The 14641-nt window shown below is 60.2% G+C and carries 12 protein-coding genes and 1 tRNA gene; 4 read left to right on the forward strand and 9 right to left on the reverse strand.

The features are described 5' to 3' along the window. Positions 1-80: 80 nt before the first annotated feature. The 3 genes from BR48_RS0112155 to BR48_RS0112170 form a co-directional block, all read right to left on the reverse strand. Positions 81-1415 (reverse strand): DEAD/DEAH box helicase, encoded by a 1335-nt coding sequence (locus BR48_RS0112155; RefSeq protein ID WP_051615001.1) that lies wholly within the window; start codon positions 1413-1415, stop codon positions 81-83. A 339-nt stretch (positions 1416-1754) separates the two neighbouring features. Beyond that, complete coding sequence (locus BR48_RS0112165) at positions 1755-2951, reverse strand: HPP family protein (RefSeq protein WP_027231543.1); 1197 nt, start codon at positions 2949-2951, stop codon at positions 1755-1757. 112 nt (positions 2952-3063) lie between these two features. After that, positions 3064-3927 (reverse strand): DMT family transporter, encoded by an 864-nt coding sequence (locus BR48_RS0112170; RefSeq protein ID WP_027231544.1) that lies wholly within the window; start codon positions 3925-3927, stop codon positions 3064-3066. Positions 3928-4040: 113 nt separating this feature from the next. On the opposite strand from BR48_RS0112170, the gene BR48_RS0112175 reads away from it, so the two are divergent. After that, complete coding sequence (locus BR48_RS0112175) at positions 4041-5468, forward strand: PLP-dependent aminotransferase family protein (RefSeq protein ID WP_027231545.1); 1428 nt, start codon at positions 4041-4043, stop codon at positions 5466-5468. Here the strand turns inward: BR48_RS0112175 and BR48_RS0112180 are convergent. From BR48_RS0112180 to ade, 4 genes are read right to left on the reverse strand one after another with little or no spacing between them, the layout of a single operon-like run. Beyond that, the gene (locus BR48_RS0112180; protein WP_027231546.1) at positions 5444-5980 is read right to left on the reverse strand and encodes a DUF1697 domain-containing protein; all 537 of its coding nucleotides are present in this window, start codon (positions 5978-5980) and stop codon (positions 5444-5446) included. The two genes, BR48_RS0112175 and BR48_RS0112180, sit on opposite strands and share 25 nt — an antisense overlap. Beyond that, positions 5977-6525, reverse strand: coding sequence for a DUF1697 domain-containing protein (locus BR48_RS0112185; RefSeq protein WP_027231547.1), 549 nt, complete (start codon positions 6523-6525; stop codon positions 5977-5979). Before BR48_RS0112185 ends, BR48_RS0112180 begins: the two co-directional genes overlap by 4 nt. Next, positions 6525-7784, reverse strand: coding sequence for a threonine ammonia-lyase IlvA (ilvA, locus tag BR48_RS0112190; RefSeq protein ID WP_027231548.1), 1260 nt, complete (start codon positions 7782-7784; stop codon positions 6525-6527). The genes BR48_RS0112185 and ilvA overlap by 1 nt, the downstream gene beginning before the upstream one ends. After that, complete coding sequence (ade, locus tag BR48_RS0112195; RefSeq protein ID WP_027231549.1) at positions 7781-9595, reverse strand: adenine deaminase; 1815 nt, start codon at positions 9593-9595, stop codon at positions 7781-7783. The genes ilvA and ade overlap by 4 nt, the downstream gene beginning before the upstream one ends. Before the next feature lie 259 nt (positions 9596-9854). Here ade and BR48_RS0112205 point away from each other — a divergent pair, with 259 nt between their 5' ends. The 3 genes from BR48_RS0112205 to BR48_RS0112215 all read left to right on the forward strand — a co-directional run bounded on the left by BR48_RS0112205 (position 9855) and on the right by BR48_RS0112215 (position 12876). Further along, positions 9855-10832, forward strand: a complete 978-nt coding sequence (locus BR48_RS0112205; protein ID WP_027231551.1) for a tripartite tricarboxylate transporter substrate binding protein BugD — start codon at positions 9855-9857, stop codon at positions 10830-10832. A 72-nt stretch (positions 10833-10904) separates the two neighbouring features. Continuing rightward, positions 10905-11366, forward strand: coding sequence for a tripartite tricarboxylate transporter TctB family protein (locus BR48_RS0112210; protein ID WP_027231552.1), 462 nt, complete (start codon positions 10905-10907; stop codon positions 11364-11366). Positions 11367-11373: 7 nt separating this feature from the next. Beyond that, on the forward strand, positions 11374-12876 hold the full coding sequence (locus BR48_RS0112215; RefSeq protein WP_027231553.1) for a tripartite tricarboxylate transporter permease: 1503 nt from the start codon (positions 11374-11376) through the stop codon (positions 12874-12876). A gap of 4 nt (positions 12877-12880) precedes the next feature. Here the strand turns inward: BR48_RS0112215 and BR48_RS24470 are convergent, their stop codons facing one another. Beyond that, positions 12881-14386, reverse strand: coding sequence for a glycosyltransferase family 39 protein (locus BR48_RS24470; protein ID WP_081815887.1), 1506 nt, complete (start codon positions 14384-14386; stop codon positions 12881-12883). An 87-nt stretch (positions 14387-14473) separates the two neighbouring features. Further along, a tRNA-Leu gene (locus BR48_RS0112225) sits at positions 14474-14559 on the reverse strand. Positions 14560-14641 lie beyond the last annotated feature (82 nt).

Consider the following 14641-nt stretch of genomic DNA (forward strand, 5'->3'; position numbering starts at 1 on the left):
TTACGCTGCAGGATGCCAGGAAAAAGAATGGCCGCCGGCACGTTTATGCCGGCGGCCCTTATAAGTTTCAGACGCTACGCTCAGGCAGCCTTGGCGCCAAAGCTGCGGCGCTTGTTGCGGCGGAACGGACGCTTTTGCGCCGGGGCGCCACCATCATTGCTCCAGATCTTCTCACCACGCGCCTCGCGCGGCTTGCTAGCTGCCTGACCGCGATGCGGCTTCTTGCCCGGAGCACCGCTGCCGCCTTCGCGGCGCGGCGGACGCTGGTCGCTATTGGCAGCACGGGCCGGCAGGCTCGAAAGATCAACCGGCGAATCGGCCATCGGCAAACGCATGCGCGTGACCCGCTCGACGGCCTTCAGCTTGACGCTCTCTTCGGCCGGATCGTAAAGCGTAATCGCCGAACCCGATGCGCCGTTACGCCCGGTACGGCCAATGCGGTGAACGTAGCTCTCGGGCTCATCCGGCAGGTCGAAATTGATGACATGGCTGATGCCGACGACGTCAATGCCGCGCGCCGCGATATCGGTCGCAACGAGAATGCGAACGGAACCGTCCTTGAAGCCGTTCAACGCCCGCTGGCGGGCATTCTGCGACTTGTTGCCGTGAATGGCGGCAACTTCATAGCCGTCCTTCTCGAGGACGCGCGTTACCGCATCCGCGCCGTGCTTGGTACGGGTGAAGACGATGACCGAAGCCAGCGCCTCGTCCTTCAGCATTGCCGAAAGAACCTGCTTTTTCTGCTTCGTCGGAATGGCGTGTACCACCTGCTTGATCTCGGCCGCGGTCGTGCCCTGCGGCGCGACTTCGACGCGAACCGGGTCGCGCAACAGGCCCTGGGCCAGCGTGGCGACTTCCTGGGGCATCGTTGCCGAGAAAAGCGCGGTCTGGCGGTCGCGATGCGTGCCCTTGGCGATGCGCTTCACATCGTTGATGAAACCCATGTCGAGCATGCGGTCGGCTTCATCGAGGACGAGCCAACGCGTCTCCGAAAGATCGATGCAGTTTTCACGCACGAGATCGGTCAAGCGGCCCGGCGTTGCTATAAGCACGTCGACGCCCGGCTGCATCTTCTTGATCTGGGATATGCGCGAGACGCCGCCGAGAACAAGCGCTGTCGAAATATGCGCGCCCTTCGAGAGCTTGCGGATCGTTTCCTCGATCTGCACGGCAAGCTCGCGGGTCGGGGCGAGAATGAGGGCACGGGCAGTCTTGCCCTTGCGCTTGTCGCCAAGACCCATGATCTTCTGCAGGATCGGCAGGCTGAAGGCAGCCGTCTTGCCCGAACCCGTCTGGGCGATGCCGAGAATATCCTTGCCGGACACCTGTGCCGGAATAGCCTGTTCCTGGATTGGTTTCGGCTCTGCCATGCCGGCCGCTTCGATGGCCTTGAGAAGGACCACGTTCAGGCCCATTGCCGCAAAGCCGTTTGTTTCTGGAGTGTTCAATTCAATCTTCTTTCACTGACCGGCGCGAATCTTCGCGGGTCACAAACGCATCGCAGGGCGCAACCTGCATGCACAATTTATGGATGAACGACGAGACGCGGAGGGAAGCACCGCCGAATTGGCGGGCCCAAGCGACTTGCGCAGCCGTGCCCATCGCCTTTTGCGGATGGGACTGAAGACGCCACAAGTCCAAATTCTGGAAGACCGGATCAAACCGGCCCAAGCGCCTGAACCGCATATGGGCCTTATCGCGCGAAAATGCAAATGAATTATTGTGCGGCGCAAAAACAGTGTCTGCGGCGCCGGTTAGCCGGCAAGTGAAAGCGGTTCGGGCTTCTGCCTGTCGTTGAGATTGCGCGCGTAGAGCGCAGCGATAAGGTCGGATTGGGTAACGATGCCCAACACGTGCCCTTCCGCATCGGCGACCGGCAAATGATGGAGGCCGCGATCGGCCATCGCCGGCACGAGTTCCGTGACAAGCGTGTCGGGTCTGACAAACTGAACCGGCGCCGTCATGATGTCCGCAACCACGCGCGGCTGTTTTTGGGCGACGCCGATAATGCTGCCAAACTTGCCGACAATGCCCGGTCTAAGCGCGGTTCGGGACGGCCAGGCGGCGCGCTGCATGAAATCCGTTTGCGTCACGATACCGATCAGCCTGCCCTCGCTATTGACGACGGGCAGTGCCTTTATCCGATGCCGGCGCAACAGGGCAAAGGCGCGCCGTACGGACGTCTCGGGCGCGACGCTCACCACGTCGCTTGACATGATATCCTCACAGCGTATCTCGCCGAAGCGGCGATGATAGGCGTGCATTTGCGCCCGATGCAGGATGGAATCGAGATCGTCCGGGCTCACATCGATCAGTTCGTCGTGCTGGCCTAGCGCAAATCGAAGATCGCCGGGCGTAAATCCAATGCGCTCCGACGGAATTGGATCGGCGGTATCGTGGATATTCTTGGCCGCCGGTGGCGCCAGATGCGGATAGCGCCGGCCCGTCAGATTGTTGTAGGCGATGGCGATGACGAGCAGCAGAAGCGAGTTCAGCCCCACCGGCCAGATGACGAAGCTGTAGCCGAGATCATGGACGACAGGCCCACCCAATACGGCAGTCAGCGCAACCGCTCCGCTTGGCGGATGCAGCGATTTCGTCAGCATCATGACGGCAATCGCCGCGCCTATGGCAGCGGCCGATGCAATGACAGGATCGGGGACCCAGATCGCGCAGGTCACGCCGATCAGGCAGGCGAGTATGTTGCCGCACAGGATCGACCAGGGCTGTGCCAGCGGACTGGACGGAACGGCAAAGAGAAGCACCGCCGAGGCGCCCATTGGCGCGATGAGCAAGGGAACGCTGGAGGTCGGGCCCAGGGCGGCCTCGCTGACGATGCCGGTTGCGAGTATGCCGAGGAACGCGCCGATGCAGGCGCGCAAGCGCTCCATGCCGCTCACGGGGGCAAGCGGAGGCAGGAATCGCTTCAGGTAATCAGCCAGGGCATTCATCGAGGGTGCAGCATTCAGAACACAGGAGTGCGTCAGGCGATAACCGGTCGATGCGGCCCTGGCAAAGGATAAGTTTGCGCGTGGGCCCACAGGAATAGAAAATCTGTCCAACCTATCGGGCAAAGCGCTTGGCGCCGACAACGCAGGCGATCACGCCGACCGTTGCCAGGATCATCGGCCACCCGACATGCTCGCCCAGCAGGGTTGCCGCAAGGACAAGGCCGAAGAAAGGCTGCAGCAGTTGCAGTTGCCCGACTGCGGCAATGCCGCCCTGCGCAAGTCCGCGATACCAGAAGATGAAGCCGATCAGCATCGAGAACAGGGAGACATAAAATAGACCGAACCAGGCAGGCCCGCTTATCCCCTGCCACTCGCCGGGCATGACATATAGCGTCAGCGGCAACATGACTGGCAGCGAGATGACAAGCGCCCAGCATATAACCTGCCAGCCGCCAAGGCGGCGCGACAGTTTGGCTCCTTCGGCATAACCAAGACCGCACACGACGATTGCTGTGAACATCAAAAGATCGCCAACGAGCGATGCCCTGACGTTCTGAGTGAGAGCAAAACCGACGACGAGCAGGCTGCCGAGGCAGGAAAACAACCAGAACAGCGGGCGTACCCGCTCGCCGCCGCGCCAGACTGCAAAGATGGCGGTTGCGAGCGGCAGAAGGCCGACAAAGACGATCGAATGCGCGGACGTGACATGACGGAGCGCCAGCGCGGTCAACAGTGGAAAGCCGACGACGACGCCAAGCGCGGTCACGACAAGCGAAATGAGATCGGCCTTGTCAGGACGCTTTTCGCGAAAGGCGAGAAGCAGCGCCAAGCCCAGGAGTGCCGCGATGGTCGCCCGGGCCCCCGTCAGAAAGATCGGATCGAACCCGGATACGGCCGCGCGGGTCGCCGGCAGCGATCCGCTGAAGATAAGTACGCCCACGAAGCCGTTGATCCAGCCGCTCGCCATCTTGTCCATATTGATTCCCACTGCCTGCATTTGTGTCGGCTTTCTGACGTCTGAAGGATGGATTTTCCAGAGACGGTCCGGTACAATTTCGTCAAACTGTAATGGATACAAGTGCAGTACAGATGGATATAACCACGCATATTGCGGGCCCGCGGGGCACGCTGGTCGAACGGGTGATGGACGAGATCCGTCAGCGGGTGATGCGGCGCACGCTCGCACCGGGAGCCAAGCTGCCATCGATTCGCAGCTTTGCAGCCACAATGGGCGTTTCGAAATCGACAGTTGTCGAGGCCTATGACCGGCTCACCGCGGAAGGTGCCATCCAGTCGCGGAGAGGCTCGGGCTTCTACATAGCCGGCCATCTGCCGCCGCTCAGCCTGACAGAAATTGGCCCGCGCCTCGACCGTGCCATCGACCCGCTATGGGTGTCGCGCCTGTCGCTTGAGGCTGGCGAGGACGTGGCAAAGCCCGGCTGCGGCTGGCTTCCCGCCGAATGGATGCCCGAGGACGGCATTCGCCGGGCCTTGCGGACACTGGCACGGGGCGAGACTTCGGCCCTTACCGATTACGCCTCACCTCTCGGGCTGCATCCCCTGCGGCAACTGCTTTCGCGCCGCATGGCCGACCATGGGATCGAGGCCGCACCGGACCAGATCATGCTGACAGAGTCAGGTACGCAGGCGATCGATTTGATCTGCCGGTTTCTGATCGAACCCGGCGATGCGGTTATTGTGGACGATCCCTGCTACTTCAACTTTCACGCCCTGCTCAAAGCGCACCGTGCCAGGATCATAGGCGTGCCCTTTACGCCGTCGGGTCCCGATCTTGAACGCTTTGCCGCTGCACTCGAGGCGAACAGGCCGCGCCTCTACATCACCAACGCGGCATTGCACAATCCCACCGGAGCGACCCTCTCGCCAGTCGTCGCCCACCGCCTGCTGAAGCTTGCCGAGCAATACGGCCTGACCATCGTCGAGGACGATATCTTTGCCGATTTCGAGCACGAGTCCGCTCCCCGTCTTGCCGCATTCGACGGTCTCGAACGGGTGATCCACATCGGCAGCTTCTCGAAGTCGCTATCCGCATCGGTGCGCTGTGGCTTCGTCGCTGCGCGCCGTGATTGGGTCGAGGCTCTGGTGGACCTGCGTGTCGCGACCTCCTTCGGCGCTGGCCGCATTTCCGCGGAACTGGTCTACCTGATGCTCAAGGATGGCGGCTATCGCAAGCACATCGATGGGTTGCGCACGCGCCTAGCGCGCAGCATGGGTGAAACCCTCTCCCGGTTGAAATCCATGGGCGTTACGCCGTGGATCGAACCGCGCGGCGGCATGTTCGTGTGGTGCAAGCTGCCGCAAGGTGCGGATGCGGCGGCAGTCGCGCAGTACGGGCTAACCGAAGGCGTGATCTTCGCACCCGGGCAGGTGTTCAGTCCCTCGCCCGGAGCAAATGCCTACATGCGCTTCAATGTTGCGCAATGTTCCGACCCGCGCATTTTCCGGACGCTGGAGGATTCGCTCGCTCGGGCTCAGATGGCGCCTGCCATCTCCTGAAGCGTCAGAACCGTGCGCCAGTTGCGCGCCGTCAACGGCACTTTCAAGACCTTGTCGAGTGCTTCCGCCAGCTTCGAGGTGCCGAAACCGTCGGGCGTATAGAGATAGAGCACGCGATTGCTGACGGTGAAGCTTTCGGAACCGCGTGCCCTCGTCTCAAGCTCTATAAGGGCAGCGTCTGTCGGTTCGCTATCAAGGATTACTGCATGCAGCGATTTCGGGTTTTCCTTGGCCTGCGGATAGGGATTCCTCGCGACCATGCAATTCCATTCGTCGATGCTGCGAAGCGAGACGCGAGACTCAAAGCCAAACGTCTTTGGAAAGAGATCCGCAATCATCTTTTCGATACGCGCTGCCGTCTGGTTCGATTTGAAGACGACATTGCCGCTCTGAATATACGTCTTCACGTCCGCCAGACCCGCCTCCTCCAGCGCGCTGCGCAACGTCTCCATTTTGACAAGCTTGTTGCCCCCGACATTGATCCCGCGAAACAGCGCGATATAGACCGTCATTGCGTTTCCCCCTCCAGCCGCTCGGCCAGATCCCCCAATTTCAGCACTGTATTCCAATTGCGCGCCGTCGCGGCAACCTTCAGCGTCGATTCGATTTTGCCATGCAGTTTCGACTGCGATGCCCCCTGCGGCGGATAGTAGTAAAGGACCTTGCCCAGAATTTTGAATTGTTCCGGCAACCCCGCCGCCTTCCGCTCAAGAGCCTGGACCGCCTCCTTTTCAGGCTCCTTCTCCAGAATGAACGCGTGGAGTTTGTTGCCCTCGGCCGTGTGCTGCGGGAACGGATTGCCGGCAATGAGGCTCGACCATTCCTGCCGGTCGAGGATCATGATTGCCTTGGAGAACGCAAAGTTTTCCAGTGCGATAGACGCCACTCTTTGCAAGATGGTTTGCCGCTGAAGCTCCGACACCAAAACGACATTGCCCGTATTGATATAGGTGGCGACCTTGTCGAAGCCGGCATCGACCAGCGCGTCCTTCAGCGGCTTGACGGGCAACAAGGTTGCTCCGCCCACGCCACGGAACAGGACGATATAGGTCGTCATCAGATGATCAGTCCGGCAATCGCCTCATTGTCGGTAATATCCTGATAGGCCCAGCCCGCCTCATCGAAGCGTTTGAACAGAATATCGAAATTGACCTTGTTCTTGGTCTCGATGCCAATCAGTACCGAGCCGAAGTTTCGTGCCGATTTCTTCAGATATTCGAAGCGCGCGACGTCATCCTCAGGCCCGAGAAGATCGAGAAAGGAGCGCAATGCGCCGGGCCGCTGCGGAAAACGGAAGATGAAATACTTCTTCAGACCTTCATAGCGCAGCGATCGCTCCTTCAGTTCCGGAAGCCGCTCGAAATCGAAGTTGCTGCCTGAAACCACGAGGATGATCCGCTTCCCCTTGAGTTCGCTCTTCTTGAAGTCCTTGAGCGAGTCGATGGCGAGCGCACCGGCCGGCTCCAGTACGATGCCTTCGATATTGAGCATTTCGAGGATCGTCGAACTCAGGCGGTTCTCCGGAATCAAAGTCACAGCGTCCGCTGTGAAGCCTTTGAGAATCTTGAAATTTTCGCGCCCGATCTCGGCCACTGCAGCGCCGTCGACAAAATTGTCGACGGTGTCGAGCTTGACGCGCTTGCCCGCCTCGAGACTCCGCTTGAGGCTCGGCGCGCCAGCCGGCTCAACGAAACGAAAGCGCGTTTCCCAGCCGAGTTCGCCGAGATAGCGGGTAACGCCGCCAGATAAGCCACCCCCGCCGACGGGGAGGATCATCAAATCCGGCTTGCGCTTGTCCGGTAGCTGATGGGCAATCTCGAACGCGACCGTCGCCTGTCCGGTGATGATATCGTTGTGGTCGAATGGCGGCACCATGACGGCACCCGTTTCGGCGGCATAATCCTGCGCGGCGACATAGCATTGGTCGAATATGTCGCCGACAAGGCGGATCTCGATAAATTCGCCGCCGAAGGTACGCGTCTTGTCGATCTTCTGCTGCGGTGTCGTCACCGGCATGAACACGACGCCCTTCTTGCCGAAATTCCGGCAGATAAAAGCGAAGCCTTGCGCATGATTGCCCGCGGAGGCGCAGACAAAGCTGGTGTCTTCGCCTTTGTGCTCGTTCAGGTAATGCGCGATGAAATTGAACGCGCCCCTGATCTTATAGGAGCGAACCGGCGACAGGTCCTCGCGTTTAAGCCAGATCTGCGCACCATACTTATGGGACAAATAGTGATTGAGTTGCAGCGGCGTTTCTGGAAAAAGGACGCGCATTTTTTCCGCCGCGCGCTCCACGGCCTTGATGAATGCAGTCATAGGAACAGGTCAACCTTCTCGAATGTCCTGACGTCGATAATGCCGACATCGGAAATACGCAATTCCGGTATCACGACGAGAGCGAGCAAGGAATGCTGCATATAGGCGTTGTTGAGGCTGCAGCCCATGGCGCGCATGGCCTTGACCAGTTTGTCCGCCTGCTCGGCAACGACCTCGGCCCGCTGATCCGACATCAGGCCGGCAATCGGCATCTCGACCAGCGCCAGTTCGCGCCCCTTCGAGAACAGCACCACGCCGCCGCCGACCTGGCCGAGCCGATTGGCAGCCTTGGCCATGTCTTCCTTGTTCGTACCGACGACGATCATGTGGTGGCTGTCATGTGCAACCGTGGATGCCATAGCGCAATCAAGCGTATAGCCGAAGCCTGAAACGAAACCGTTGACCACTGCGCCGGTACCGCGATGGCGCTCGACCAGCGCGATCTGGCACACATCGTTGCGCCGGTCCATCTGCACGATATCGTCGGAGACGGTAAGATCGGCTTCAAGCGCACGTGTCGGCGCCTGGTTCTCGATCACTCCAATCACCCGGGCCGTGACATGCTTTGCGGGCTTCGGCGCCTTGATGTCAAAGTCTTTCGCCGCAAGCTTCTTGCCGAGCTTGATCGTGTTCTTTGCGAACGCCGGATAGTTGTATGGCGGGATCTCGGCGAGGAGCTTGCCTTTTTCGGCCACATGCCTGCCGCGCGCATAGACGCGGTCGATCGTCAGATTGGCAAGGTCCGAAACGATGAGGAAATCCGCAAGGCGTCCCGGGGTGATTGAGCCAATCTCGCGCTCAAGGCGGAAATGCTGGGCGGTGTTCAACGTTGCCATCTGAATCGCAGTCACCGGCTTCAGGCCCTGCGTGATCGCATGGCGGACGACGCGGTCCATATGACCTTCATGCACCAGCGTTCCCGAATGGCTGTCATCGGTGCAAAGAATGAAATTGCGCGGATCGAGCCCCTGCTCGGTCACTGCCTTGATCTGGCTGGCAACGTCATACCAGGCAGAGCCAAGCCGCAGCATGGCGCGCATGCCCTGGCGTACGCGCGCAATTGCATCGTCCATGCGCGTTCCTTCATGATCGTCCTCCGGGCCACCCGCGACATAGCCGTGGAAAGCCCGTCCAAGCTCGGGCGAGGCGAAATGGCCGCCCACCGTTTTCCCGGCGTTCATGGTCGCATCGATGCCGCCGCGCATGGTGGCATTGTTGCTGGCGACGCCTGGAAAATTCATCACCTCGCCGAGACCGATGATATTCGGCCAGGTCATGGCTTCTTCGATATCGTGCGGACTGATGGCAGCGCCTGCATTTTCGAGGCCCGGGGCTGACGGAACGCAGCTCGGCATCTGCACGTGGACGTTGATCGGCATCGCGAGCGCTTCGTCATGCATGAGGCGCACGCCTTCGAGCCCGAGCACATTGGCAATCTCGTGCGGATCGATGAACATCGAGGTCGTGCCATGGGGTATGACGGCGCGGGTGAATTCGGTCACCGTCACCATGCCGCTTTCGACGTGCATGTGCGCATCACAAAGACCAGGGACGAGGTAGCGCCCGCCCGCATCCACCACCTTCGTCTTCGGTCCGATACAGTGCTCGACACCGTGCCCGACAAACGCGAACCGGCCGGCGGCGACGGCTATATCCATGCCTGCAATGATTTCACCGGAATAAACGCTGACGAGGCGACCATTACGCACCACGAGATCGGCATGTTTGCGGCCCATCGCGACATCGACCAGCAAGGATGCTGATTCCGTCCAGGACTTTGGCTTTCCGCCATGATTTGCTTGCTTGACCATGAAACTGCCTCTGATGCTTGGTGGTGCGAACAAACCTATACTAAAGCCGAAGGCATAGTGGGTTTGTTCACAGTCGCTCTGTCAAAAATATTCACGAACCCCATGAATTGCTTGACATACCGGCCGTGGTTTCGTCCGATAGACTGGATGCTACGCGCCGAAAGCGACGCTGCCAATATCGGGAGGAGAAAGATATTGGCAAGCTTCGGCGCCATGGTTCGTTTCGAGTAATTTCAAGAATCGTCTGGGAGGAACAAAGATGCACAAACTCATCTCTTCGCTGGCTGCCACGGCTGCCTTCGCCCTTATCGCCGGTGGCGCCAATGCCGCTGGCTATCCCGAGCGCAGCATAACCATGGTCGTGCCCTTTGCGGCAGGCGGACCCACCGATACCGTTACGCGCCTCGTAGCCGAATCGATGTCGAAGGATCTCGGCCAGCAGATCGTTGTTGAGAACGTAGGCGGCGCCGGCGGCACGCTGGGCGCCTCGCAGGTCGCCAAGGCTGATCCGGACGGCTACACCCTCCTCCTGCACCATATCGGCATGGCAACGAGCGCCACGCTGTACCGCAAGCTTCCCTATGACACGCTGAACGCCTTCGAATATGTCGGCCTCGTCACCGACGTGCCGATGACCATTGTCGCCAAGAAGGATTTCGAGCCAGCGGACATGAAGGGCCTCGTCGAATACGTGAAGGCCAACGCTGACAAGATTACCCTCGCCAATGCGGGCATCGGTGCAGCTTCGCATCTGTGCGGCATGCTTTTGATGAGCGAGATCAAGACGTCGCTGGTGACGGTGCCTTACAAGGGAACCGGGCCTGCCATGACCGACCTTCTCGGCGGCCAGGTCGATTTGATGTGCGACCAGACCACGAACACGACCAAGCAGATCAAGGGCGCGACGGTCAAGGCCTATGCCGTGACCTCGGCCAAGCGCCTTGATGCCCTCCCCGATCTGCCGACGGTTGCGGAAGCTGGCCTGCCGGGCTTGCAGGTCGGCATCTGGCACGGCATCTACGCTCCGAAGGGAACGCCGGCGGATGTCACCGCGAGGCTCTCAGCATCGCTGCAGAAGGCGCTGAAAGACCCCAACGTCGTCGCTCGCTTTGCCGAACTCGGCACCGTACCGGTCACCGACGCCGAGGCGACGCCCGACGGGCTCAAGTCGAAGCTTGAAAGCGAAGTTTCCCGCTGGAAGCCGATCATCGAGGCCGCGGGCCAGTACGCCGACTAGAACTATTCGCCGGTTCAGGTCCTCATGGCCTGAACCGGCCCATTACAAAGAATTTATTGGTACGGGGGACATATGAAATCCTTAAGTTTCAGTATGCGCGACCTGATATGCGGCCTGTTTTTCATCGCAGTCGGTCTCTTCTTCGCAATTCAGGCCTATGGCCTCGATATCGGAACGGCCTTCAAGATGGGTCCGGGCTATTTCCCTCTGGTCCTCGCCGGCCTGCTCGTCATTTTCGGGATCATCGTGATCATCCAGGGCACGCAGGTCGAGCATGAGCCGATGGGCCCGATCGCCTGGCGCGGCATGCTTTTCATCCTGCCAGCTCCCATTCTTTTCGGCCTCACGGTGCGCGGACTTGGCTTTGTGCCTTCCCTGTTCTTGTCCGGCCTGCTCGCCGCCTTCGCCAGCTCGAAGATGCGGCCTGGAACCGCCCTTCTCCTCGTCAGCGGGCTGACACTTTTTTCGGTAATTGTTTTCAGCTACGCGCTTGGCTTGCCCTTCCGGCGGTTCGGCCCCTGGCTCGGACAGTGAGGCCAAGATGGAACTGATCGACAATCTCACGCTTGGCTTCGTTACCGCGGGACACCCGTGGAACCTGTTGTTCTGCCTGATCGGCGTTATTCTCGGCACGCTGATCGGCGTATTGCCAGGCATCGGCGCGACCGCGACGATCGCCATGCTTCTGCCGCTCACATTCCAGCTCGAGCCGGTCTCCTCGCTGATCATGCTCGCCGGCATTTACTACGGCGCGCAGTATGGCGGCTCCACGACGGCGATCCTGATCAACATGCCCGGGGAATCGTCCTCGGCCGTCACCGCGATCGACGGCTACCAGATGGCGCGCAAGGGCCGCGCCGGCGCAGCGCTCGCGATCGCTGCCATCGGCTCGTTCTTCGCCGGTACCGTTTCGACGATCCTTGTCGCCGTCTTTGCGCCGCCGCTCACCGCCGTGGCGCTGCAATTCGGTTCAGCCGAATACTTCTCGCTGATGATCGTCGGCCTCGTCTCTTCCATCGCGCTTGCCCATGGCTCGGTCATCAAGGCGCTTGGAATGGTGGTTCTCGGGCTCCTGCTTGGGCTTGTCGGCACCGATATTTATACGGGTACGCCGAGGTTCAACCTCGGGATCCTCGAACTCTCGGATGGCCTGAATTTCGTCGCCCTCGCCGTCGGTGTGTTCGGCATCGCCGAGATTCTGCGCAATCTCGAAAACGAGCATGAGCGCGACGTCATGATCAAGAAAGTGACCAATCTCTGGCCGACGCGCGAGGACTGGAAGGCGATGACTGCGCCGATCCTGCGCGGCACGGCCATCGGTTCGGCACTTGGCATCCTGCCCGGGGGCGGCGCAATTCTCGCTTCATTCGCCTCCTATACGGTGGAAAAGCGTATCTCGAAGACGCCGGAAGAGTTCGGCAAGGGCGCGATTGCCGGCGTTGCAGGACCGGAATCCGCCAATAATGCCGGCGCGCAAACGTCGTTCATTCCGATGCTGACCCTAGGTATTCCTGCCAATCCGGTCATGGCGCTGATGATCGGCGCGATGATCATTCAAGGCATCGTTCCCGGCCCGAATGTCGCCACGGAACAACCGGCGTTGTTCTGGGGCATCATCGCGTCCATGTGGATCGGCAATCTCATGCTGATCCTGCTCAATCTGCCGCTGATCGGCCTTTGGGTGAAGCTGCTGACGATCCCCTATTACATGCTCTTCCCGGCGATCATCGCGTTCTGCTCGATCGGCGTCTACAGCGTCAATTCCAATGTATTCGATCTCTACGCCGTCGCCTTCTTCGGGCTTCTCGGTTACGGGCTTTCGAAACTGCGCTGCGAACCGGCGCCACTTCTCCTCGGCTTCGTGCTCGGACCGCTGCTCGAGGAACACCTTCGCCGCGCCATGATCATGTCGCGCGGCGACCCGACGACATTCGTGACGCGGCCGCTGAGCCTCGGTCTGCTGCTCCTTGCGGCTGCCGTCCTCGTCGTCGTCCTGCTGCCGAGCATCCGCAAGAAGCGCGACGAGGTCTTCGTCGAGGATTGAGAGCCTAAGGCTTTGCCGGACCTGGAACGAGGACGTAGCTTACGCCCTCGTTCCGATACGGATAATTCCTGAAGTTGAGCGAAATGTGCCGCACATCCGTGGGCGGTGTGGGCACGCCGGCAGCGCTCATCAAGGCCATGACGCCAGGATTGAGACCCTCGCCGAACCAGACGAAGAGCGCCGGAAACTTGATGCGCGCCGAGGCGTTCGGCATTTCCATGTGCACAGGCGTTAGTGACGTATCATAAAGCCGCAAATTGCCGGGAAATTGCGGGCCGTCGGAAACGACCGACTGGTAGCTGCCCTCGGCGCGCGTCGTGGCAAAAAGCTTCGCATAGTCGAGTTCGCCGATATAGGGATCTTCACCGTCGCGGGCGTAGAGCATGTTGATGGCGAGGCCCGGAATGACGATGAGGCCGCAGATCGCCCCGACCACTGCAAAGCGCTTCAGGGGAAGATCGGATCTGATAAACCGGTCGAGCAGCACGGCAAGATACAAGGGCGACAGGAACAGGACCGGCTGCAGCCAGCGATCCTTGACCTCGGCAGCGCCGCTGATCAAGACCCCGACCGCAACGCATGCGAGCGCGAACCAGATGAGCCGCGCAACAAACTTTTCCGCATTGGTCGCGCTGGAGCGCGCAGTCACCCGGTCGCGGCGGCTGCGCCACCAGGCAATGCCGAAGAACGCCAGCGCGACGCCTGAGAAAAGCACGCTGTTGAGGAACACCTTCCATTCACCGTGAAGACGGCTGAGGAGAAAATGGCCGCCCGCGTTCATTTCGAATTTGTGCGTCCGGGCGAGCAGGTTTTCGGTATGGGCGAGCGCCCAAAGGCCCGTCGGTATGACGGCGGCTATGAAGGCGAGGACCGCAGCGAGTGTTGGACGCGAAAGCAGCACGGCACGATAGGACGGTATGGAAAGACCAGCCAAAATCAAAGCGATAAGAAAGAAACTTGCATTGAATTTGCCTAGAAGGCCGGCGGCGATGCCGAGCCCGAGCAGTGCCGCCGAATGCCATGACCGCGACTTCATATGCCAGGCAAATGCGAGGAAAGCCCAGGCGCAACCGGTCGTTCCGCCGACGGAGTGGGTGAGCGTGCGCTGTGATTCCCAGGATATCTGCGGTAGCATGAACATGCCCAGCATGCCGGCGGCGGCGACCATGCGCGACAGCCCGAGGAGCCTTGCGCCAAAATAAACGCTGGTAAAAAGGCTCGCGAGCATGCTGAATTTGACGAGATAAATCGTAAAGAGGCTGATGCCGAGAACATCGCCGGCAATGCTGTTGATCCACGTATAGAGGGGGGCTTGCGAGCCGCCATAGCCCCACTGCAAGGCACCGACATAGGCGAGCTGCTCGGCGTCATCGACCCCTGCGCCATTCGAGATCATCGTCAGGAAGAATATCTGGAAGGCGAAATAGCAAAGCACGAACAGCATCGCTGGATTGCTCGCGGCGAATGACTTGATCCTGGTGGTCGGGGTCTGTGCTGAAATGGCCGGCATCATCTTCTCTTGGCGTTGGAAGTGCCGCTTTTATGCGATGTTGAATACCAAATCCACCCGCCATACCTCGCCTCACGCAAGCGCGCATGGTGCGGACGGCGGGGATCGAACCCGCATGACCTATGGCCGAGGGATTTTAAGTCCCTTGCGTCTACCAGTTTCGCCACGTCCGCGCGCTTTGCTTTTCGACGGTTCAGGCGATTCAGTCAATCGTTGATTTGCCCTCGCCGGCCTTCCACGGGAAGAGCAACGACG

The organism is Phyllobacterium sp. UNC302MFCol5.2 (genome assembly GCF_000686005.1).
Classification (GTDB): Bacteria; Pseudomonadota; Alphaproteobacteria; order Rhizobiales; family Rhizobiaceae; genus Phyllobacterium; species Phyllobacterium pellucidum.